Here is a 21,403-nt window from a genome sequence, read left to right as displayed (position 1 = left end):
TTTCTGAATATTCCAAGAGTAGGTGGTTTATATGTCCTTATTACGCTCACATATATGTAAATTTATAATTGGTGTTATTGTTATTTTTGCCATAAGTCCTATTCCAGCTCTTTTTATTACACACAATTACTCTTATCAAAATGGATTTATTAGCATTTTTCAAAACTTCGCACAGCTTTCTTCTATATCAATTCCAAAGGTTGATTGGATGCATGAATCTATCTTTTTCTCAGCAAATCAAATGATACATACTTCTAATCATTCAACACCATTATTCCCTTACATATGGGAAATATATTTTATATCGATTGTTCGTTTTACTTTTACCCTTGCGATCGGATTTTTCATAAGTTTGGGTATCGGCCATTTATTTTTCAAAGTACCTAACTCGTTTAAAAAGTTTACTACTGTATTGAATTGGATACCTTACTCTTTTTGCACTGTAGTATTACAATGTTCAGTCTTATTACTACTTCTATACGTCGCACAATTTATAAACCTTCCTTACTACTCATCTTTTATCATCGTATGTAGTACTTCCATGATTATCGTTATGCAAGCAATAAAAAAATGGATTCCTTTCTTGAAAAACACAAATGAATATGAAATAAAACATGATTCTTTTCTTGTGGATACATTATTTTTGGCGCTTACTTCGAATCATAAATCAATTTTAGGTTCCATTATTCTTTCATTCGTTTTTATGGAATGCGTTTTTCATACAAGTGGACTGTTACAATTTATCGTTCAATTTGGCGGAAATTCACCTATAATTGTTACAGTCGGCTTATTACTACTCTATATCCCATATAGCATACTTTCTTTCCTTCAAACACTATGGACCACAAACTACTCCAAGCAACAGTCATATACTTTAACAAGAAGTGTTCCAAAACCTTAATTTGAAATTACCCTCTATAATCTAAAAGTAAGGGGTTATTCCTTTTGTATAGCGGACAAAATAACAGCAAATTCAAAAACTATTACAGAAACATACCAATATTTACCCTTTTCCTTTGACTATTCTTTTCATTTGGATTTATTATAAAAGTATAACATAATTGCAGGAGGTGACATCTTTATTCCAAACCTTGGAATAGAGAACACACTTGGACATATTAAATATTTTTCTCATATTTGTACTTATTCTTATTTCTGGCTTTTTCGTCGCATCAGAATTCGCTGTTGTAAAAGTACGTAAAAGTCGAATTGACCAACTTGCAAATGAAGGTAATAAACAAGCTTTAGCTGCAAGAAGTGTCCTATCTAATTTAGATGTTTATTTATCAGCTTGTCAACTCGGCATTACGATCACTTCTTTAGGGCTTGGTTGGCTTGGTGAACCGACTGTGGAGCATATACTACGACCGCTCTTTGAAAAAATTAATATTACTGGAACAATGGCTAACACTTTATCTTTTGTTATTGCTTTTAGTGTTATTACATTTTTCCACGTTGTATTAGGTGAGTTAGTTCCAAAGTCTTTCGCAATTCAAAAAGCAGAAGCAATCACACTCAAATTTGCAAGACCACTTATTTTATTTGATAAAATTATGTATCCATTCATTTGGCTACTAAATAGTGCAGCTATATTTTTCACAAAACTACTCGGATTAGAACCTGCGAAAGAAAATGAACTTGCTCATTCTGAAGAGGAATTGCGACTCATTTTAGGTGAAAGTTTTAAAAGCGGTGAAATAAACCAAACCGAATATAAATATGTAAATAACATTTTTGAATTTGATGATCGAGTTGCGAAAGAAATTATGGTTCCTCGTACCGAAATGATTTGCTTATCTACTGAAAATACGTTAGAAGAAAATATGGATATCGTCGCTACTGAGAAATATACACGCTATCCAATCATTGAAAAAGATAAAGATGATATCATTGGGATGATCAATACGAAAGAAGTATTCCATGATCAAACGAAAGGTATTTATAAACCACTTGAATCTTATATACATCCTGTTCTAACTGTATTTGAAACAGTTCCAATTCGTAAAACGTTAGTCCACCTTCAAAAAAATCGCGTTCAGATGGCAATCGTTATGGATGAATATGGTGGCACTGCCGGACTTTTAACGATGGAAGATATTCTTGAAGAAATCATTGGAGAAATTCAAGATGAATTCGATGCGGATGAACCACCTATGATTGAAAAACGTACACCTAAGCTTACTGTTGTAGATGGAAAGGTACTTATTTCTGAAGTAAATGATATGTTTGGCCTACATATTGATGATAGTGATTTAGATACAATCGGAGGGTGGATTCTCTCTCAAGCAGTTGACTTAAATATTGAAGCTGGCTATTCCATTGAATATGCTGGTTTTCAATTTAAAGTATTAGAACTTGATGGACATCAAGTCAAAAAAGTTGCTGTACATAAACTAGATATTAAAAAGGAGCTATAAAGTGACTGTTTTATTAACAATTTGTATCATTGCCTGTTTCATTGTTTCATTTCTCGCCTTTATTTATCCCATTATCCCTGGCATACTAGCTGTCTGGGCTGGATATTTGATTTACCATTTCGGTATAAATGGAGGAGAATTAACAACTTCTTTTTGGATTATTCAAGTCATTTTCACTCTTTTCATTTTCGTTGCTGATTTTATTGCAAATGGATATTTCTTAAAAAAATACGGTAGTTCTAAATGGGGCGAACGTGTCGGAATGATTTCTATCATTGTTGGATCGTTTTTCTTCCCACCATTCGGACTTATTATCATACCGTTCTTATCAGTATTTATAACAGAACTAGTGCATAAAAAAGCGCCAAAAGATGCCTTTCTAGTTGGAGTCGCTACTGTAGTTGGTTTTTTAAGCAGTACAGTAGCGAAAGCAATTCTCCAAATCATTATGATTATCATCTTCGTATGTTATATCATCTTTTAACCATCCCGACTTCGGGATGGTTTTTTAATATGCAATACCTACTCGGCTATTTTCATATATGTTTTTCTTACATAGATCCCATGCAAAGTGTGCCGTATCACCCACTGTAATTTTTGATCCACCTTCTGGCAATATATCTTTTTCAGTTCGATATACCTCTGTCGCCTCACCATCTATTAAATGTGTCGGACAAACAACTGTCCAACATAAATTATTACTATTACTTAGTACCTTATATGCAGCCAAATGATCTTCTGCTGCTGTTGTCGTTTTCCTTTTGGATTCCGTTGATTGGAAACGATATAAATTTGGATTTGTTCTTGCTTGTAAAATACCGGCTGTTCCTACTGTAATAATTTTATGAACCCCTGCTTCTTCCATTTGCTTTATAATTTGTGGCATACTCTTCGCTAATGTTCTATTTTGATCCGTTCCAAGTGCACTAATTACTATATCACTTCCTTCTATCGCTTTCTTTATATCCTTTTCGTTCAATACATTACCTTCTATAACTCGTAACCTTTCATGTTGTATTTCTATTCTATTTAAATCACGCGCTAATGCAGTCACTTCAGCTGAATCCTTTAATGCTAAATTAATTATATTTGAACCTACTCGTCCTGTTGCTCCCAATATACATACTTTCATTTGTTTTCCCCCTCTTTCATTCTCTTTCTATTTTTCAATAATCTCAATCAATTTACAACAAAAAAGCTTCCTCATATAAAAGAGGAAGCTCTATTATTACATTATTTCTTTTCTTTAGAATCCGTAGACTTCTCAGTTCCGCTTGTTTCTTTATCCTTTTTGTCCTCTTGTTGTGTAGTTGTTTCGTCTTCTTTCTTCTTGTCCTCACCTTTACTACAACCTACCATTAATAAAGAACTTGCAAGTGCCATAGCAGTTAATGATTTAACCCATTTATTCATTTGCGTTTCCCCCTTGTGATAGAATATGTACAACCTCATATTACTCTCTATTTTTAAAGAAGAGATTGAAAAACAGTAAATATACGGTAAATTTTTGTAAATTTTCTGATAACAAAACCTAATTTAAATTTATATATTTCATTTCCAATTGATACACAATAAAACTAGTTTTTCCCTCTCAATGGACGTAAAAAAACTAAGGCGCATACCATTCCGCCTTAGTTTCTCATGCAAACTTTTCATTTTCATATAGATGTGTAATCTTATATTCCTTCTTCATAACATATTGCCACACACTATAAGCGTAACGGTTCATTTTCAAGAAACAATTTTCCAAAAATGAGCGAAACTCCGGATTAGCAACCTCCACTGCAACTTGAGCAAACTTTAAAGCTAATCGTTTCAAGTGCGCAATATAACAGGTTGCAATATGAATATCCCCTGTAATTTACTAACTGTCTCCTTTTCCATTTCATGCAAATCAAACTCCGTTGTTTCACAGGTTATATGCTGCACATTCTCTCCTTCTTGAAAATTTACTTGTTCATTATATGCTTGTAACATATATGGTAAATGGTGCTGTAATAGATTTTTTAATTCTTCGTCTCTGACCTTTCCAGCATACTCTCCAACCTTGTATATTAGCATATAACTATATCTCATTAATTCTTTCATACAGTCCATTAAAGCGCCTCCCTTCTCTTTTGTCCATATGCTATAAATATGATGCTAAAACATTCGCTATTCTTGCTAAAAACCAATCCCATCCACTAATTTTCTCAAAATCTTCTTCAGAAAATCGTTTTGATTTATGAAAGTCTACCTGTAATCGACTCCATACTTCATCAACAACTGTTTTATCATATATGATACAGTTAGACTCGCAATTTAAATAAAAACTTCTATTATCAAAATTCGCTGTCCCAATATCAACAATTTCTCCATCAATGATTGTTACTTTCCCATGAAAGAATCCATTTCGATATTGATAAATCTCCGCTCCAGCATGTAACATATCTTTCAAATATGGATAGGCAGCTTGTTTTAACAATATGGCATCACTTTTAAATGGCACGAGAATTTTTACATTAACACCACGATTTAATGCAGCTTTTAACTCTTTCACCATTTCTTTACTTGGTACAAAATATGGTGTAGCGATAATTAAAGACTTTTTAGCCTTTTTTAAAAGTGTCCCATACTTTTCCCATAAGCCTTTTCCATTTGAAAATAAATATTGATATTTCACATTCCCTAATGTAGGTATACTTTCATGTATAGGCATTTTTTCTCCTGTATCTTCTTTCCAATCTTCGGCGAACTTTCTTTCCATATCCGCTGCACCATCACCATGGATGCGCACGTGATAATCACGCCATGGCCCAAACTTCGGATCTTGTCCAAGGTACTCCTTTCCGATATTAAAGCCACCGACGTATGATATCTTTCCATCTATGGTAACAATGCGTCTATGATTCCGTTGATGCAAAGAATAGAACACATTTTTCAGTTTCAGTTTTTTACTAAATGTAAACTTCACACCGTTTTCCTTTAATCGGCTAATTACCTTTTTCTTCAACTTATATCCGCCTATCCGATCGACTGACAATTTCACTTCTACTCCGCTAGATGCTTTTTTCTCTAATAACTGTAAAAACTCTTGGCTTATTTCATCTTTTCCTACAATATAAAAATGGATATATATATACTTTTCTGCATCGTTTATATCGTCAAATAATTTTCTATATAACTCTTCACCGTTCGTATATAGTTGAAATTCACCTAATCGAACTTGTCCTAATTCATATTCACTAGCCATTTCCTTCCCCATTTCCACATCGATGTTCATCCAAATGAATACACCTATTAAACAAAGAATTATAGCGAAAAAGTGCTTCATGGATAAATTCCTTTCTCCACTTACTGTTATTTCTATATCTTCCCTTTTTTATTACATTATCATTCAAGAAAATATGTCATTGCATGATATATGTCCATATCAAACAATAGCTCATTTGCATATTGTATGTTGTATCTTAAAATAAAAGGAGGAAATAACAATGGGCTTCGCACATGGTAATGGATTTGCGCTACTAGTCGTATTATTTATCCTCTTAATCATCGTCGGTGCTGCTTGCTTCTGCTAAGTAGCTACTGTCATATGATATGTGGATGAAAAAACTATAAAAGCGGACACCTATTTTTAGGTGTCCGCTTTTCATTTTAAAACCATTTCCGCCTACTATAGTAAATTAAATGGCTAAATATTCATCTCAAAAGGTTAACAATGTGGCTACTTTCTTACTCTCTGCCTTACGTATATGACGCTGTTCTGCACGTAACACAGCAATACGATGTAATTCTTTCTCTTCTTCTGTTTCAGGGATAACACGCGGTACAGGAACTGGATTATTTTCCTTACTAAGTGCCACAAAAGTAACGAATGACGTTGCCGCTATACGCTTCTCACCTGAGATTAAATCTTCAGCCACTACCTTCACAAACACTTCCATTGAAGTTCTTCCCGTCCAAATTACGAAAGATTCATAACTAACACAATCTGAAGAACGAACAGGATGTAAGAAATCGACCCAGTCCATAGATGCTGTGACACATTCCTTTCTCGAATGTCTGGATGCTGAAATAGAAGCAACCATATCCATCTCCGCTAATATCTTCCCACCAAATAGCGTGTTATGATCATTTAAATCTGTTGGGAATACTCGGCTCGTTTTGAACACCCTTGACTCATTGGCTGTTTTCCCCTTTACTTCTGTCATTGTTATCACCCCTTTAATGATTTATCCCTAATATTTCAATAATCACTATACGAAATGAACTACACGTTTAATATTAACAACATTCAGAACTTTTAGTCCACAAAAAAGAACCGATCTTATCAATCGGCCCCTCTAAATACATATTGTTCTTTCGGCTGTTCAACTTTATTCCATTTCGTTACTTCTAATACAGGAATATTCGCATGAAACGGCTGATAAAATTCAGTAGAAATTTCTCCCTCTATTTGAATCCAATCATCATTTTTCCATTCTACACCTTCTGGTTTTTTCACTAACATACCATACACACCAGAATCTGCTACACAATGTATAATACCGAAACGGAATAAGAAGTATTGTTCTTTTTTAGAAGAATCATCTCTAAAAACAAACCCTTTAAAAGATAATTTTTTCCCAGTAAACTCGCCAGGATAATTATAAATTGTTTCCATACCCTTTAGGAAGTCTTCATCTTTCAAATTAATATTGTCTTTCGTAACAAACTCTTTCTTCCCTTTTTCCATTACACCGCGGTATCCTTCTTTCCCGTAATAAATGCTCGTATCAGGTCTTAGAAATTGTCTTGTCATAAATGGATCCTTACTTTCTGCTTGTGCAACAGGAAAATGAAATCCTTTCGCCTTAACAATATCTGAATCTAACGTTGCAATCGGGAAAAATAAGCCTGAGATAATTGGAAAACAAAACAATGAGTACGAAAATGCTTTTTTCCACCATGTATTCTCATCTTTTGAATGATCATGCCCGCAATGGCTATGGTCACAACTGCAATCATTTTTCTCTTTTTCCTTTTGGTGCTCTTTTTGGAAAACGACGATAATTTGTACAATCGTTAAGAAACCTAAAATAATTGCTGCTGTTGTTGATAAATAAGCATACTCCATATTGATATACTTCGTAATGTTACCCGAAATATGAAGCTGCGCAATTAATATTGTAAAACCTAATAATATATACGCTCGAAACATAACCTACCACCCCATCGCATAAATGAGTAGTGAGCTTGCATAAACAACAAGTGTAACTGTAACTGTAACGACAATTACAAATTTCGTTTTAAATGTCGCAAGCATCATAAACATATTTTTAATATCCACCATCGGTCCGTAAACAAGGAACGCGACAAGTGATGCTGTTGAAAATGTACTTTGGAATGATGAAGCAATAAACGCATCCGCTTCTGAACAAAGTGATAATATGTAAGCAAGTCCCATCATAACAGCTGGTGAAGAGAACGGCCCTTGTCCTATAGCAAGAAGTGTTGAAGTTTGTACGAACGTTTGAACTGCAGCTGCAATTAACGCACCTAATACTAAATATTTTCCCATCGAGAAAAATTCCTCAACAGCATGCGTACATACATCCCACATTTTTTTACGTAATGGACGCTTATGATTCACTTCTGAGAAGTGATCATCTCTTAATTGATGTTCTCTAAACATAAATGATAATATAATTCCAACGATAATTGCTACGATAATCGCTACAATAGAACGATACCATACCATGTGCATACTACTTCCAAAGGCAACGTATGTTGCAAATAAAACAACTGGATTAATAATTGGCCCAGTTAACATAAATGCAATCCCCGCATATGGCGGAACCCCTTTTCCGATTAATCGTCTTACAATCGGAACAATTCCACATTCACAACCTGGAAACAACATCCCTAAAAAAGTAGCTACTAAAACAGACAGAAATCGGTTTTTCGGCATCCATTTTGCTACCATATCTTCTGTCACGAACATTTGAATGAATCCTGAAATAAATACACCAATGAGCACGAAAGGAAGTGCTTCGATCAATATGGAGATAAAAATTGTATTCATTTGCAGGAATGCTTTCGGTAATTGAAACAATTCCATGATGTATTTCCTCCAACTTTTCATTAACAATATGTAATTTTAACCCCATTTCATTAATTGGACAAGGTTTATATGGAATACATACCCTTTATATACATTACATTGTACAAGTTATATTCTATTCAAAATTTGAGATTTCATAGCAAAAAAGCTGCTCTAGCGTAGTTATATAACTATGCTAGAGCAGCTTTTTTATCGTTAAAAGTAACGTTTCTTCCAAAAAACAAAAGCTAACGTGAAAGATAGTGTTACACATATGATGAGTACAATTACAAAACCGTGGGCTTCCCCTTCAAACGGAACCTTTACGTTCATTCCAAAGAAACTAGAAACCATCGTCGGTAAAGATAAAATGATCGTAATTGACGTTAACAGTTTCATAACACTATTTAAATTATTTGATATAACGGAGCTAAAAGTATTCATCATTCCACTTAAAATGTGACTATATATTTCCGCCATTTCAATAGCCTGTTTATTTTCAATTAATACATCTTCTAATAAATCTTGATCGTCTTCATACATTTTTAAAAATGTACTATTACGCATTAACTTTTGAATCACAATTTTATTAGCCTTTAATGACGTTGTAAAGTATACTAAACTTTTCTCAAGGCCTAATAATGTGAAAATCTCTTTATTTTTCATTGACTGATTTAATTGATGCTCTAAATCAATTGTTTTTCGATTTATTTGCTTTAAGTATCTTAAATAATAAGTAGAAATCGTATATAAGAGCTGAAGTGCAAAGCGCGTCTTCTTAAACGTATAAAATTCTTTAATACGTTGATTAATAAAACGTTCAAAAATTGGGTTTTCTTCTAAACAAATTGTCACAAAGCAATCTGGCATCACAATCATACCTATTGGAATCGTGTCATAAATCGAATTTCCTTCTTCGTCATGTCTAACTGTCGGAATATCCACGATAATTAAAGTATTATTGTCTTCCTTTTCAATACGAGAGCGTTCTTCATCATCCAAAGGGTCTTTAATGAAATCTAAGTCTACATTTAAAGTTTGTACTAGATATTGAATTTCTTCTTCTGTTGGATGAAGTACATTAATCCAGCACCCCTTTTGCATTTCCTCAATCTCTTGTAGTTTTCCGTTTCGGTCTGTTAAATATATATTTAACATACTATCACCCCGATTCTTTTTACATGTAGGAATCTACCTCTCTTAAATCACAGTTTTTAAACCGCCATTCTCAGCATATGAAACATACGTTTAAATTTCAATAGAAAAATTATTTTGAAAACGTTTTTATAAGAAAAATATTATAAACATAGAAAAAGACAGAGTGCTCTCTGCCTTAAAAGCTTATGTTGCCTTTATAACATATTTAGAAAGCATCCACAAGTTAAACCCAACTGAAATCGTATAGCCCGCGTATGTTGAAATAATAAAACTTACATAATCGAAATACGGAAGCAATACAATATTTAAAACTATTTTCACAATAATTCCAATCACTAGTCCTAGCACCGTCTTCTGCTGTTGATTGATTCCTTGTAGCATAGCAGCCGTTACTGTAAAAAGAGAAAATAGTATGCAAGCAGGAGCATAATACTGTAAAATGATTCTCCCCATCTCTGGATCATTTCCAGCACCGAATAAAAGAGTATATACAGGCTTGGCTAACACAATCATTCCAATTGCAGCCGGCACCGTAATCGCTACTACTAATACATTTGTTCTCGTAAAATGTTTGTACAATAGCTTCGTATTTCCTGCTGTGTAAGCTTTCGTCATCTCTGGTACGAGAGACATACTAAAAGCTGTCGCAACGGATACCGGGATGAGCACAACCATTTGAACAAGACCAATTATCGCATTAATTTTTTCCGCTTCTCCTTGCATATACCCTATTTGTATAAGTAGTTTATTGATTGTAAATGTATCAATAGTCTGATACAACGGAATTGCTAAGCCCACCACAACAAAAGGAATAGAATATGTAAAGAGCTCCTTATACAATGAGAAAAAGGATTTTGTTGTTTGTGGTATACTTGCCATCTCTTTTTTCTTTAAGTGCCTTCTCCTTCTTATATAATATGCACTTAAAACAGTTAATCCACCTACAGCTCCCATAAATGCACCGAACGTTGAAATACCAACCGCTAATGAAACAGACGCTTTTAAAACATATAAAACGACAAAGCTTCCTATTAAAATGGTTAAAACCCGAAAAAATTGCTCTACAACTACACTTAATGCAGAAGGCCCCATCGATTGGAATCCTTGAAAGAAGCCCCTTAATAAACTCATTACTGGCACAAGTATTAACGCAAAACTTACAATTCGAATATTAGTAGTAACCGCTCCTACACTATTCCCCGTTTGATCATTTCCATCGATGACAAGCTTAGCTAAATGCGGAGCTAGCATATATAACGTAAAACACGAAATGACTCCCATTATAAACATAAACACGATTCCACTTTTCAACACTCTCTTAACCGTATGATAATCATTCAGTTGATCATATTTTGATACCATTTTTGAAACTGCAAGTGGTAATCCCATTGTCGCAATGCTGAGCATAATTGTATAGGGGCGATATGCATACGTATATAAAACGTACCCACTCGTACCGACCATTGCTGTAAATGGTATAACATATATAAACCCTAACATTTTTGATATCATCGTTGCCATCGTTAAAAATATCGTTCCACGTATAAACGGTGACCCTTTCATCACATTCCTCCGCTACGCTTTATTATTATACATTATGGACAACTCTTTTTTTTTAGAACCGAACCGAAACAAATAAAAAAAGCCAATGAATTATCATTGACTTTAGCGTGTTGTTTTTTTCTTTTTCAAATATTTTAAACCGAAGTATAGAGCAATAAAAAGAACAGCTCCTATAATTATGTAATGTGTGTAATCAGATGCATACTCTTTAATTTGTCGCCAATTCCCACCAAGTTTTTCACCTAAGTATATAAATAGAATTGACCATGGAATGATCGCTACAACCGTATAAAGCGTAAATAGTTTTAATGGCATCTTAGCTAGTCCTGCTGGAATAGAGATTGCATGACGTACTACTGGGATAAAGCGCGCAGAAAATATTACGCCAGCTCCATAACGCTTAAACCAACCTTCCGCTATGTCTAAATGGTGTTTATTAATAAGCAGATATTTCCCATATTTCTCTACAACCGGACGCCCTCCGTAGTATCCAAGCCAGTATAAAAAGATTTGGGCTAAAGTACCACCAATCGTTCCGGCGATAACTGCACCCACAAAACTAATTTTACCATCCGCTACTAAAAAGCCAGCATACGAAAGTACAATTTCACTTGGGATTACTTCAATCATTAAAGCAAGAGCTACTCCAAAGTAACCTAAGCTTGCAAAAAATTGCAATAACTGATCTATTATGTTTGCTAACATGTTCTTTTTTATCTCCTTTTTTCTTCACATACCATCCCATTATTACATAAAGGCTGCAATCTGCCAATATCTTCATTTTAACAATATGTACAATTCAAGCAGGATTAATCTATTAATTTCTCTTTCTGCGGGTCTTTCATGTAGGCAAACATCTCTTTAATTTGGTCTTCTGTATTTCTAGCAATTGATAAATTAGGCAATTCATTTTCACCAAAAAACTCCACCTCTTCTGTTTCAATGCTAGTTTTCTTTTCTCCACCAATAATCTCGCATCCAATGAAAATCTTATATACATGCGTCGCCGATGGAGATGGTTGATGTTTTTCTTTATCAAATATAGCTAGTAACTTAAAATGATCTACCTCATAACCCGTCTCTTCGACAACCTCTTTTGCTGCAACTTCAGTTGGCGTATAACCGACATCAGCCCATCCACCTGGCAATGCCCATTTCCCATCGCTTTTTTCTTTCACAAATAATAACTTTTCATTTTGAAAAACAACTGCTCTTATATCAACTTTAGGTGTTTGATAGCCTGTCTCACTTGCAAATAATTTCTCTACAACTTCCCAATCAGTTTTTGTGTAATGTGACATCATCGAAATCGAAATGTCTCGTAATTGTTGGAAGCGTTCTATATCGTACACATCCTTAGAATACGTTAAACCTGCTTGGGTTATAGATTGTATTTGTTTTACCCAATCAATCCATTTAATCGTCATATATCCGCATCCCCATTCTCTTTCAAATATATTACTTCACTTTTATTGATACATCTTTATTATACAAAAAAAAGAGATTGATAACGTTTCAATCTCTTTCAAAATTAATCCAATTCATATAAGTGGTCTTGTATATATTTTCTTCTTTTATTTATATATTCATAAATCATATCAGCCTCTTGATCAAATGTTTCTAATTTTTCTTTCATATATGGATCTTGTAGTAAATATGGACGAATCAATTCACACAATCCTTCTACTTTCGGCCTCATAAACGAAACTGTAAATTGGTCTTCTAATATTTCTTCTAAAATACTTCGATACTGCTTTCTAAACACAGGTATGTCTAACAATCTTGCACTTAGCGTGTTATACCCTTGAATGCGGATATATTCATGATTAAGCGGTCTCCCTTGTACATCTCGCCCCCAAGTCGCATCATAATCCCACGGTATAACTTCAAATAAATTTGTTTCATCGTTATGATATAGTGCATAGTTATGGACAAAACCATCAAAGTTTTGCGTAAAAATAACTCCTGCTAACCATCGTAAATATTTATCTACATGTAGAAACTTCCCAATCTCTTTTTCATAGGCTTCCCTCGTCAAAGTATTCGCTTGAAATACAAATTCACTCAGTTGTTCTTCACTATTTTCATTCGAATATTTAAATTCATAACCCGCAAAGAGCTCCGTCTTAACATCTTTATCTCGTTCACTCATTAATGAAAAATTCGCATCATCATCTATCGCATAATAAATAGAACCACTCGGTAATCCTCTATTTTTCAAAAAGTTTTCATCAACCGATTCTAACTGTAAATACACACCTTGAATTTGACCATTAATTTTTATAAATACATGTTGTGATTTTGGCGAAAGTACACCAATGTTATGAAAAAAGTCTAGCGATAGTTTATTTCGTATGAGAGACGGATCCATAAACTCAGAATTCAAATGAAACTCTTTCGCACCTTGAAATTTTTTTGGTTTATAAAACATAACATGATAAGATTTTTTCTCAAACTCACGAATATGAGCTCCTCGGTATACGATATCAATGTCATATTTCTTTTTTCCATAAGTTAATTTTGCTGGCACTGGACTATCTGACCAAATGTCTTTTTTCAATTCCACTAAGTACATTGGATGAACAAAAAAATCATATGAAGGTAACATATTTTCTCATCCCTTCTCAGTTCTCTTCATTCAATGTATGCGCCTTGTCTTGTCCATACATCCGCTATCATCTATTTATAGAAAATTACACTCTTGTCCTGTTCAGAAAGACGTCATCTCTCATATCATGTTAAGGAAAAAGAATACCTTTTCAACTTAATACATGATAAGGAGGATTTCTATGAAACGTGATATTAGAAAAGCTGTTGAAGAAATCAAAAGTGCTGGGATGGAGGATTTCTTACACCAAGATCCAAGCACATTCGAATGTGATGACGATTGCTCTTCAAAAATTGAGTGTAGCGACGATTGTAAATGCCCAAGAACAAGATGTACTCGTGTGAAACATTGTACATTTGTTACAAAATGTACTCACGTTAAAAAGTGGACATTTGTTACGAAATGTACTCGTGTACGCGTTCAAAAATGGACGTTCGTTACGAAAGTAACACGTAGAAAAGAATGCGTTTTAGTTACAAAACGTACGCGTAGAAAACATTGTACTTTCGTTACAAAATGTGTACGTTTTGAAAAGAAATTTTACTGGACTAAACGATGTTACTGTAAAAAATGCGAATTCTTCCCTCACGGACACGGCGGCTCTTGCGATGATTCATGTGATCATGGTAAAGACTGTCACGATGATGGGCACAAATGGAATGATTGCAAAGGCGGACATAAATTCCCATCTTGCAAAAATAAGAAATTTGATCACTTCTGGTATAAAAAACGTAACTGCTAGTTTTTATACCACCAAAAAAAGGCCGTTTTGCGGCCTTTTTTACATTTATTGAAAGTGACTTATATCTGCAAATTGTTTCACTTTACCAATACCCTCTTCAAATTCTATTATGCTCAAACTAGCACTATGCATAAATGGATCATCCCACACATTTTCTATTTCAATTCCCGCGAAATGCCCTACAAGTAATTTTGCTGCTGCCGCATGAGAAACAATCAATATGCTTTGTCCCTTATGCTTCTCTAAAAGAAGCTGCATCCCTTCAATTACTCTTTCATAAACGGCCTCAAAATTTTCGCCTGATGTTGACTGAAAAAGATGTGGCTCATTCCAAAACAGATGTACTTCTTCTGGAAATTGCTTTTCTATATCCGCGATTGTTTGTCCTTCCCATATACCCATGTTGATTTCATAGAAATGCTCATCCGCTATAATGGGTATATCACGTTCCCCCTTTATTAACTCTGCCGTATGAAGTGTTCTTTCGCTCGGACTACTATAGATCGCATGGATTGGTAAATCTTTCATTCGATTCCCTAATTGTTTCGCCTGAACTATACCATTTTCAGTTAAAGCAGAATTTTTCCGTCCTTGCATTCGCTTCACTACATTCCACTCTGTTTCACCATGCCTTGTTACATATATAGTTGTTTTCATTTCTTACTCCCCCTCACCATGTTGGTCGTAATTCCCACGGTTCAACTCTCCCTACAATCCACTCCGCTCGTTTACTTTCAATCCCTTTTATAACTCCATCAGCTATCTCTTCATGAGTAAGCCATCTTCCATATGTATCTTCTAAAATAAAACCTAAAATAATTCTATGATAACTACATCGCGTACTCCCTATTTTTTGTGCAGTCATACGTGATGCTTTACTACCTAAAATATGAAATAAACTATATGTTTTAGACGATAAATCTAGTTCTTTACAAATATTTGATAGTGCATGCTTTGCACTTGAGTGTACCCATGCAACAGCTAATGTGATCGGGCCATTTTTCTCAACTGTACTTTTAATAGCTAGCTTTACATCTTCATCATTATGATAATCTAACGAAAGGCATGTAATATTTTCTAGTGTAGAACTCATCCGCTTAACATTTTCTAATTTCACTTCATCTCGCCCGATAATAGAAACATGAAACCCTTGCTCACAAAGCCACATAGAAACTCTCTTTAGCATTCCTGTTCCACCAATTACAAGTGCATGCAAATGCTATCCCTCCCTAATAAAATGTCATATGAGGTTTCTCATCTCTATAATAATTTAAACGATCTTGCAGTGTCCCTGAGTGAAACTCAAATTTATGACCGTCAGGATCAACAAAGTATATAGATTCGCAATCTCTGACATCACGTTCTCTTCCTTTTAAAATATGAACATCATTTTCTTCTAATCGCTGTATTAGATATTCAAAGTCTTCTTGTTCAACAGAAAATGCAATGTGCGTATAAGATTGATGAATCTCATTTCTCGGAATATGTGTCTCTTCATTAAGCGCTATCCATACTCCACATATGTTAAAATACGCCAATTCCCTCCCTTTAACTAATAATTCTCCTTCTAATACTTTTTCATAAAACATAATAGAGTTTTCTAAATTAGATACCGAAAAACAAATATGATTGATTCCCCTTAACAACTATAATTCCTCCTTATACAAATAAAAGATGAGCGAAAATTCACTCACCTTTTATTGTACTATTTTTTTGTAACATATGCCCATTTATAACTGAAGTCCCCGCCAAACGTATGGTTAGCAATGCCTTTTACAAACGGCTTCTCTAAATAAGCTGTACTTTGTTGGTACGTAGGAGAAATTGCTGCGTCTTGACCAATTAAGATTTTTTCAGCTTCCGCAAGTGCATTCCAGCGTGCTTTATCATCTTTTAATAGCTCTCCTTTTGATTTCGCTACTAAATCATCATACTTCGGATTAGAATAATCCATTTCATTAAATGAGCTTCCAGTAACAAACATATCAATATAAGTCATTGGATCCGGATAATCAGGGCTCCATGCAGATAATGAGAATTCATATTGGAATTTCTTTTCTAAATCTAGCTTCTGCTTGTATGGTTGCTGTTTCAAATTCACTTTAATACCAGGCAAGTTTTTCTCTAGTTCTTCTTTAATAAAGTCGCCTACTTTTTTACGGCTACCGTTATCATCGTTTAGTAATTCAACCGTAATTGTATCTTGACCAAGCTCTTTCTTCGCTTCTTCCCATAATTTTTTTGCTTTCTCTGCATTATCTTTACTATCACGGAAGTTTTTATTTACAGAGCGGAAGTCTTTTCCATCCGGACCTGTCGTGAATTTTTCAGGTACTAAGAAATATGCTGGCAATGAACCGTCATTTAAAATGACATCAGCAATTCCTTTTTTATCATATGCCAAATCAATTGCTTCACGTACTTTTTGGTTTTTAAATGTTGCATTTTTTTGGTTAAAACGCAAGAAATATATGCGTGGATCTAACTTCGTTTTAAATTCATCTGGTTTATTCTTTTTATATTTATCAACAAATTCAGAAGTTAAAATAACTCGATCTGCTTGATCACTATCATATAAATTTACTCCCGTGCTTGTTTCCTTCACAATACTTACATTAATTTCGTCTAACTTTACAGTATCTTTATCCCAATAATTAGGATTTTTCTTTAACTGATAATTTTGTTCATGTTTCCATTGACTCATTGTAAATGGTCCATTATATAATAATTTATCTGCTTCTAATCCATATTTATCTCCTTGCTCTTTCACATATTTTTCATTTAATGGGAAAAATGTAGGGAACGACGTAAGCTCAAGAAAATAAGGTGCTGGTTGCTCTAATTCTACTACCAACGTTTTATCATCCTTCGCTTTAACACCCAATTGATCTGCTGGTAATTCACCTTTATTTACTTTCTGTGCATTTTTCACATCAAATAAAATGAATGCATATTCTGCCGCTATTGCTTTATCTAATGTACGTTGCCATGCATATACAAAATCTTGTGCTCGAACTGGATCACCATTTGACCATTTCGCATCACGTAATTCAAATGTATATGTCTTTTTATCTTCACTAATCTTCACATCTTTTGCCATACCTGGTGTTGGTTTATTATCTTTATCTAGACGATATAAACCTTCCATTGCATTTACAAATACACGGAAAGATACAGAATCCGTTGATTTAGATGTATCCATTGAAGGAATTTCAGCTGTTTCTAGCAAATTTAAAACTTGTTTATCGGCCATTCCCTTATTCGATTCTTTCTTCGTTGTCGAAGCCTTCTCACCATTCCCACATCCTGCAACCAATACACTCGTCGTTAACGCAAGTGCAGCAATTGTTGTTGTCTTTCTCTTCATTCTTCCTTCCCCCAATCTATATGTATAAGTTAAATCCTATATAATATATTTTATTATACAAAAGATTCTGATTATTTTAAATATTTATTTTAACAAACATAGAAAAAAGCGATCGGAAATTTCTTTCCAGTCGCTTCCTTGAATAGCATTTACTTGTAATCCATCCTCTATATCAAATGGATTTTGAACTTTAAATATTTCTTCCATCAGCTTCAAAAACTCTTCTTCAGTTTTAGATTCACCATTAACCATAAGTGAGTATGGTTCCACTTCACCTAATTTATAATCGACAACAAATTGAATCTTCACCTTTTGTCTTGGCGTTCCGGCGTTATATCCTTGGAATTCTACTAATTCTAACCCTTCCGTTCCACGATAATATATCCAACCTGAATTTTGAAAATAATTTTCGAAAGATTCACCTATTGAAAAGAAAGGATATTCATAAAGCGAGCTTGTACGAACCTTTTGAATAACGTCTCGATCAGTCGGAAAAAAGAAATGACTAAAAAATATGCTAGCAACTGCTAAAATAGTAACAATTGTCGCTCCCATTTTGCTCGTTCCGCCGCTATCATTGATTAGATAGTTTTCAACTGATTTATCTTTTATTTCTCTTGCTTTTATTCGGTATATACGTCTTTCCGCAAATTGATAGTATAATCCATTTGCAAAAATCCCCATTCCAAACAGAATAAAAATGAGTAATAAAAACGTAAGAGGTACCATATTAATGATTGGCAACGCTACATTAAATCCCATATAATACGAAAATGCATCACACGCTACTAATAACAACATAAATAAAGCAGCTGGTACATAATACTTACGATATCCTAGCCAGCCTATATTGAAAATAGCAGCCCAACCATTCCAGCTCCACCTAGCAATCCGCTTATTCTCAAGCTCCCATTTCCTTTTGTAATACGGATATTGTCTCCCTACATATACTTCTAGTTCTTTATCTATTAACGAGCTGCCTTCATCTTGTTCATTATCCAAGTTTCGCTGACAACTTGCACAATTTAACTGTTCCTCCTCGCAAGGTTGCCCACAATTTATACATTTCAAAACAATCCCTCTTCCCATACATACGTCATTTCAAAATACCTTCGTGTTTTAATAACCACTCTTTCCTCCATAAACCACCCGCATATCCAACAAGCTTTCCACTCTTTCCTATTACACGGTGACATGGAACGATTATTGAAATTGGATTCCGACTATTTGCCCCTCCTATTGCCCGTACAGCTTTTGTATTTCCAACCTTCTCTGCAATATCTAAATATGAAGCACTTACGCCGTACGGAATAGTATAAAGAGCATCCCATACATTTTTTTGAAATGCGGTTCCCTCCGCAGACAGCGGGACCGTAAACTCTTTTCTTTTCCCTTTAAAATATTCATCTAACTCATTTATACATTGTTCTATCATTTCATTTTTATTCTCTTCTTGTCGTTCATCAACAAATATAACAGACGTAATGCCTTCTTGATTTGCTGTAATTTCTAGCAAACCTACTTCGCTTTCATAATAAGCCTGGTACATATGTCATCCTCCAATTCAGTTCATATTAGTCATTGTAACACGAATAAACAAAATTTTTCGTATAAGCGTTTTATTAGAGAAACAAAAAAGAGAATGGTAAAATATAAGAAAATTCAATCAAGGAGGCCATTTGATGAATTCCAAGCTTTTTTCACCTTATACAATTAAGAACGTTACACTAAAAAATCGTATCGTTATGTCGCCTATGTGTATGTATTCATCGGGGAATGAAGATGGCCGCGTTACGAATTTCCATCTCATTCATTATGGAACTCGCGCTGCTGGCCAAGTAGGTTTAGTTATGGTTGAAGCAACTGCCGTTTTAGCTGAAGGACGAATTTCTAACAAAGACTTAGGCATTTGGGATGACAACCTAATTGAAGGCTTACATAAAACGACTACTTTTATACATGATAACGGTGCAAAAGCTGCCATTCAACTCGCTCACGCCGGAAGAAAAGCTGAATTAGGTACGAATGCTTTCGCTCCTTCTGCAATTCCTTTTAGTGATACGATGAAAATACCAGTAGAAATGAATATACAGCAAATCAAAGAGACTATATTAGCTTTTCAGAGGGCCGCGTTACGTTCAAAACAAGCCGGATTTGATGTTATCGAACTACATGGCGCTCACGGTTACCTTATCAATGAATTCCTATCACCACTTACTAATAAACGAACGGATGAATACGGCGGCTCACCTGAAAACCGCTATCGCTTCTTACGCGAAATCATCGACTCTGTAAATAAAGTTTGGGACGGACCAATATTCGTTCGTATTTCAGCAAATGATTATCACCCTGACGGACTAACAGTTCAAGATTATGTTCAGTATACAAAGTGGATGAAAGAACAGGGAATAGATTTAATCGATTGTAGTTCTGGTGCAGTTGTACCAGCACATATTGATGTGTATCCTGGTTACCAAGTACAATACGCCAAACATATTAAAGAGTATACTAAGATTGCAACTGGTGCAGTTGGATTGATTACGACTGGATCTCAAGCAGAGCAAATTTTAAATGATAACGAAGCAGATTTAATTTTCATCGGACGTGAGTTACTTCGCAACCCGTACTTCCCGAGAATAGCAGCCAATGAACTTGGCTTTGAATTGCAAGAACCTCACCAATATAAGCGAGCACCAGGAAAAATTCATACGAATAAATAAAACCGAGAAGTCATTCTTCTCGGCTTTATTTATTCTATCGTTGTAATTTCATTTGAATTATAAGTATGGATACCCGATTCTTCTCGCAGCGCGGTTATATACATCCCTTTCGCCACATCTTTAGCTGAAATTGGTTTATACTTTTTGAAAGCCCCTTTAAAGATAAAAGGAATAATACGAGATAACTTTTCAGCCATTCGTTCACCGAAACGAAATTCTTGTCGATTTCCTACTAATAATGATGGTCTAAAAATGTGAATACCACCGATCACTAACTTTTGCAATTCTTCTTCCATTTTTCCTTTCACTTGTGAATAAAAGAAAAATGATTTAGGATTCGCTCCCATAGAAGACACAACAAGGAAATTTTGTACCCCTTGTTTTTCAGCTAAACAAGCAGCTCGTAACGTATATTCATAATCTACTTTTTTAAAATTTGCTTTTGTTTTTGCTTTTTTTATTGTTGTTCCTAAGCAACTAAAAACATCATCCACAGCAAAGAACTCTTTATATTCCTCTAATACCGAAAAATCAACTTGTTTCTGCTGTAACTTTTCATGTTGCCATTGCATTGGATCTCTTACAAAAATAGTAACCGAATCATAGTAATCTGATTCAAGTAATAGACGCGTTATCTCTTGTCCAACTAAACCACTTGCACCAAGTATTAACGCTGTTCGCTTATTCATATATGCATATACCTCTTATTTTACTTTTCTCTCCTTCAGTAAAATACAACCTTTAGGAGTTTCCTGATCTTATTT

24 protein-coding genes and 1 pseudogene are annotated in these 21,403 nt (G+C 34.4%); 6 read left to right on the top strand and 19 right to left on the bottom strand.

Going from position 1 to position 21,403, the window contains the following annotated elements; genetic code table 11:
- The first annotated feature begins 31 nt into the window (after positions 1-31).
- From NZ044_RS10190 to NZ044_RS10180, 3 genes are all read left to right on the top strand, one after another.
- Positions 32-901 (top strand): hypothetical protein, encoded by an 870-nt coding sequence (locus NZ044_RS10190; protein WP_000055270.1) that lies wholly within the window; start codon positions 32-34, stop codon positions 899-901.
- A 208-nt stretch (positions 902-1,109) separates the two neighbouring features.
- Complete coding sequence (locus NZ044_RS10185; protein WP_000353734.1) at positions 1,110-2,417, top strand: hemolysin family protein; 1,308 nt, start codon at positions 1,110-1,112, stop codon at positions 2,415-2,417.
- Between the two features lies 1 nt (position 2,418).
- On the top strand, positions 2,419-2,901 hold the full coding sequence (locus NZ044_RS10180; protein WP_000217335.1) for a DUF456 domain-containing protein: 483 nt from the start codon (positions 2,419-2,421) through the stop codon (positions 2,899-2,901).
- 24 nt (positions 2,902-2,925) lie between these two features.
- Here the strand turns inward: NZ044_RS10180 and NZ044_RS10175 are convergent, their stop codons facing one another.
- The 4 genes and pseudogenes from NZ044_RS10175 to cls form a co-directional block, all read right to left on the bottom strand.
- Complete coding sequence (locus NZ044_RS10175; protein ID WP_000861642.1) at positions 2,926-3,549, bottom strand: NAD(P)-dependent oxidoreductase; 624 nt, start codon at positions 3,547-3,549, stop codon at positions 2,926-2,928.
- Positions 3,550-3,650: 101 nt separating this feature from the next.
- Positions 3,651-3,830: a hypothetical protein gene (locus NZ044_RS10170; RefSeq protein WP_001045962.1), complete on the bottom strand. Its 180-nt coding sequence runs from the start codon at positions 3,828-3,830 to the stop codon at positions 3,651-3,653.
- Positions 3,831-4,056: 226 nt separating this feature from the next.
- Positions 4,057-4,514 (bottom strand): annotated as a pseudogene (locus NZ044_RS10165) (spore coat protein).
- A gap of 31 nt (positions 4,515-4,545) precedes the next feature.
- Complete coding sequence (gene cls, locus NZ044_RS10160; RefSeq protein WP_000680093.1) at positions 4,546-5,730, bottom strand: cardiolipin synthase; 1,185 nt, start codon at positions 5,728-5,730, stop codon at positions 4,546-4,548.
- Between the two features lie 160 nt (positions 5,731-5,890).
- Here cls and NZ044_RS10155 point away from each other — a divergent pair, with 160 nt between their 5' ends.
- Complete coding sequence (locus NZ044_RS10155) at positions 5,891-5,977, top strand: YjcZ family sporulation protein (protein ID WP_000505094.1); 87 nt, start codon at positions 5,891-5,893, stop codon at positions 5,975-5,977.
- Between the two features lie 126 nt (positions 5,978-6,103).
- Here NZ044_RS10155 and NZ044_RS10150 read toward each other — a convergent pair whose 3' ends face one another.
- The 8 genes from NZ044_RS10150 to cotH form a co-directional block, all read right to left on the bottom strand.
- Complete coding sequence (locus NZ044_RS10150; protein WP_000141164.1) at positions 6,104-6,610, bottom strand: acyl-CoA thioesterase; 507 nt, start codon at positions 6,608-6,610, stop codon at positions 6,104-6,106.
- Positions 6,611-6,729: 119 nt separating this feature from the next.
- Entirely contained in the window at positions 6,730-7,599 is an 870-nt protein-coding gene (locus NZ044_RS10145; protein WP_097890444.1) for a TIGR03943 family putative permease subunit, read from the bottom strand.
- A gap of 3 nt (positions 7,600-7,602) precedes the next feature.
- Positions 7,603-8,499, bottom strand: coding sequence for a permease (locus NZ044_RS10140; RefSeq protein WP_340949708.1), 897 nt, complete (start codon positions 8,497-8,499; stop codon positions 7,603-7,605).
- 198 nt (positions 8,500-8,697) lie between these two features.
- Positions 8,698-9,639 carry a magnesium transporter CorA family protein gene (locus tag NZ044_RS10135; protein WP_000932389.1) on the bottom strand — a complete coding sequence of 314 codons (942 nt, stop codon included), beginning with the start codon at positions 9,637-9,639 and terminating at the stop codon, positions 8,698-8,700.
- A gap of 183 nt (positions 9,640-9,822) precedes the next feature.
- On the bottom strand, positions 9,823-11,202 hold the full coding sequence (locus NZ044_RS10130) for a putative polysaccharide biosynthesis protein (protein ID WP_000678844.1): 1,380 nt from the start codon (positions 11,200-11,202) through the stop codon (positions 9,823-9,825).
- Positions 11,203-11,304: 102 nt separating this feature from the next.
- Positions 11,305-11,907 carry a DedA family protein gene (locus NZ044_RS10125; RefSeq protein WP_000880690.1) on the bottom strand — a complete coding sequence of 201 codons (603 nt, stop codon included), beginning with the start codon at positions 11,905-11,907 and terminating at the stop codon, positions 11,305-11,307.
- 104 nt (positions 11,908-12,011) lie between these two features.
- Entirely contained in the window at positions 12,012-12,629 is a 618-nt protein-coding gene (locus NZ044_RS10120; RefSeq protein WP_000153595.1) for an NUDIX hydrolase N-terminal domain-containing protein, read from the bottom strand.
- A gap of 104 nt (positions 12,630-12,733) precedes the next feature.
- Positions 12,734-13,810, bottom strand: coding sequence for a spore coat protein CotH (gene cotH, locus NZ044_RS10115; protein WP_000938005.1), 1,077 nt, complete (start codon positions 13,808-13,810; stop codon positions 12,734-12,736).
- A gap of 181 nt (positions 13,811-13,991) precedes the next feature.
- On the opposite strand from cotH, the gene exsB reads away from it, so the two are divergent.
- Positions 13,992-14,552 carry an exosporium protein ExsB gene (exsB, locus tag NZ044_RS10110; protein WP_000817480.1) on the top strand — a complete coding sequence of 187 codons (561 nt, stop codon included), beginning with the start codon at positions 13,992-13,994 and terminating at the stop codon, positions 14,550-14,552.
- Positions 14,553-14,597: 45 nt separating this feature from the next.
- Here exsB and NZ044_RS10105 read toward each other — a convergent pair whose 3' ends face one another.
- From NZ044_RS10105 to NZ044_RS10080, 6 genes are all read right to left on the bottom strand, one after another.
- Complete coding sequence (locus NZ044_RS10105; RefSeq protein WP_000858837.1) at positions 14,598-15,209, bottom strand: phosphoserine phosphatase 1; 612 nt, start codon at positions 15,207-15,209, stop codon at positions 14,598-14,600.
- Positions 15,210-15,222: 13 nt separating this feature from the next.
- Positions 15,223-15,768 (bottom strand): short-chain dehydrogenase, encoded by a 546-nt coding sequence (locus NZ044_RS10100; RefSeq protein WP_000543153.1) that lies wholly within the window; start codon positions 15,766-15,768, stop codon positions 15,223-15,225.
- 13 nt (positions 15,769-15,781) lie between these two features.
- Positions 15,782-16,198 carry a FosBx1 family fosfomycin resistance bacillithiol transferase gene (gene fosB, locus NZ044_RS10095; RefSeq protein ID WP_098851566.1) on the bottom strand — a complete coding sequence of 139 codons (417 nt, stop codon included), beginning with the start codon at positions 16,196-16,198 and terminating at the stop codon, positions 15,782-15,784.
- A 59-nt stretch (positions 16,199-16,257) separates the two neighbouring features.
- Positions 16,258-17,919: a peptide ABC transporter substrate-binding protein gene (locus tag NZ044_RS10090; RefSeq protein ID WP_000824270.1), complete on the bottom strand. Its 1,662-nt coding sequence runs from the start codon at positions 17,917-17,919 to the stop codon at positions 16,258-16,260.
- Positions 17,920-18,003: 84 nt separating this feature from the next.
- A complete protein-coding gene (locus NZ044_RS10085) occupies positions 18,004-19,008 on the bottom strand; it encodes a DUF2628 domain-containing protein (protein WP_017763053.1) in 1,005 nt (334 codons plus the stop codon).
- Between the two features lie 7 nt (positions 19,009-19,015).
- The gene (locus tag NZ044_RS10080; protein ID WP_000283913.1) at positions 19,016-19,468 is read right to left on the bottom strand and encodes a methylated-DNA--[protein]-cysteine S-methyltransferase; all 453 of its coding nucleotides are present in this window, start codon (positions 19,466-19,468) and stop codon (positions 19,016-19,018) included.
- 133 nt (positions 19,469-19,601) lie between these two features.
- On the opposite strand from NZ044_RS10080, the gene namA reads away from it, so the two are divergent.
- On the top strand, positions 19,602-20,639 hold the full coding sequence (namA, locus tag NZ044_RS10075) for an NADPH dehydrogenase NamA (RefSeq protein WP_001086172.1): 1,038 nt from the start codon (positions 19,602-19,604) through the stop codon (positions 20,637-20,639).
- Positions 20,640-20,668: 29 nt separating this feature from the next.
- On the opposite strand, the gene NZ044_RS10070 is transcribed toward namA, so the two are convergent.
- Positions 20,669-21,328, bottom strand: coding sequence for an oxidoreductase (locus tag NZ044_RS10070; RefSeq protein WP_001042730.1), 660 nt, complete (start codon positions 21,326-21,328; stop codon positions 20,669-20,671).
- Positions 21,329-21,403 lie beyond the last annotated feature (75 nt).

Origin of the sequence: Bacillus sp. FSL K6-1338, from assembly GCF_038006965.1 — a bacterium.
GTDB classification, from domain to species: domain Bacteria; phylum Bacillota; class Bacilli; order Bacillales; family Bacillaceae_G; genus Bacillus_A; species Bacillus_A thuringiensis_S.
This window is presented reverse-complemented; position numbering and strand designations above follow the sequence as displayed.

What these genes read in the sequence shown, in the direction of transcription:
- NZ044_RS10190 (WP_000055270.1), top strand. Translation starts at nt 32, where the DNA reads ATGTCCTTATTACGCTCACATATATGTAAATTTATAATTGGTGTTATT.
- NZ044_RS10175 (WP_000861642.1), bottom strand. Translation starts at nt 3,549, where the DNA reads ATGAAAGTATGTATATTGGGAGCAACAGGACGAGTAGGTTCAAATATA.
- NZ044_RS10170 (WP_001045962.1), bottom strand. Translation starts at nt 3,830, where the DNA reads ATGAATAAATGGGTTAAATCATTAACTGCTATGGCACTTGCAAGTTCT.
- cls (WP_000680093.1), bottom strand. Translation starts at nt 5,730, where the DNA reads ATGAAGCACTTTTTCGCTATAATTCTTTGTTTAATAGGTGTATTCATT.
- NZ044_RS10155 (WP_000505094.1), top strand. Translation starts at nt 5,891, where the DNA reads ATGGGCTTCGCACATGGTAATGGATTTGCGCTACTAGTCGTATTATTT.
- NZ044_RS10150 (WP_000141164.1), bottom strand. Translation starts at nt 6,610, where the DNA reads ATGACAGAAGTAAAGGGGAAAACAGCCAATGAGTCAAGGGTGTTCAAA.
- NZ044_RS10145 (WP_097890444.1), bottom strand. Translation starts at nt 7,599, where the DNA reads ATGTTTCGAGCGTATATATTATTAGGTTTTACAATATTAATTGCGCAG.
- NZ044_RS10140 (WP_340949708.1), bottom strand. Translation starts at nt 8,499, where the DNA reads ATGGAATTGTTTCAATTACCGAAAGCATTCCTGCAAATGAATACAATT.
- NZ044_RS10135 (WP_000932389.1), bottom strand. Translation starts at nt 9,639, where the DNA reads ATGTTAAATATATATTTAACAGACCGAAACGGAAAACTACAAGAGATT.
- NZ044_RS10130 (WP_000678844.1), bottom strand. Translation starts at nt 11,202, where the DNA reads ATGAAAGGGTCACCGTTTATACGTGGAACGATATTTTTAACGATGGCA.
- NZ044_RS10125 (WP_000880690.1), bottom strand. Translation starts at nt 11,907, where the DNA reads ATGTTAGCAAACATAATAGATCAGTTATTGCAATTTTTTGCAAGCTTA.
- NZ044_RS10120 (WP_000153595.1), bottom strand. Translation starts at nt 12,629, where the DNA reads ATGACGATTAAATGGATTGATTGGGTAAAACAAATACAATCTATAACC.
- cotH (WP_000938005.1), bottom strand. Translation starts at nt 13,810, where the DNA reads ATGTTACCTTCATATGATTTTTTTGTTCATCCAATGTACTTAGTGGAA.
- exsB (WP_000817480.1), top strand. Translation starts at nt 13,992, where the DNA reads ATGAAACGTGATATTAGAAAAGCTGTTGAAGAAATCAAAAGTGCTGGG.
- NZ044_RS10105 (WP_000858837.1), bottom strand. Translation starts at nt 15,209, where the DNA reads ATGAAAACAACTATATATGTAACAAGGCATGGTGAAACAGAGTGGAAT.
- NZ044_RS10090 (WP_000824270.1), bottom strand. Translation starts at nt 17,919, where the DNA reads ATGAAGAGAAAGACAACAACAATTGCTGCACTTGCGTTAACGACGAGT.
- NZ044_RS10085 (WP_017763053.1), bottom strand. Translation starts at nt 19,008, where the DNA reads ATGGGAAGAGGGATTGTTTTGAAATGTATAAATTGTGGGCAACCTTGC.
- NZ044_RS10080 (WP_000283913.1), bottom strand. Translation starts at nt 19,468, where the DNA reads ATGTACCAGGCTTATTATGAAAGCGAAGTAGGTTTGCTAGAAATTACA.
- namA (WP_001086172.1), top strand. Translation starts at nt 19,602, where the DNA reads ATGAATTCCAAGCTTTTTTCACCTTATACAATTAAGAACGTTACACTA.
- NZ044_RS10070 (WP_001042730.1), bottom strand. Translation starts at nt 21,328, where the DNA reads ATGAATAAGCGAACAGCGTTAATACTTGGTGCAAGTGGTTTAGTTGGA.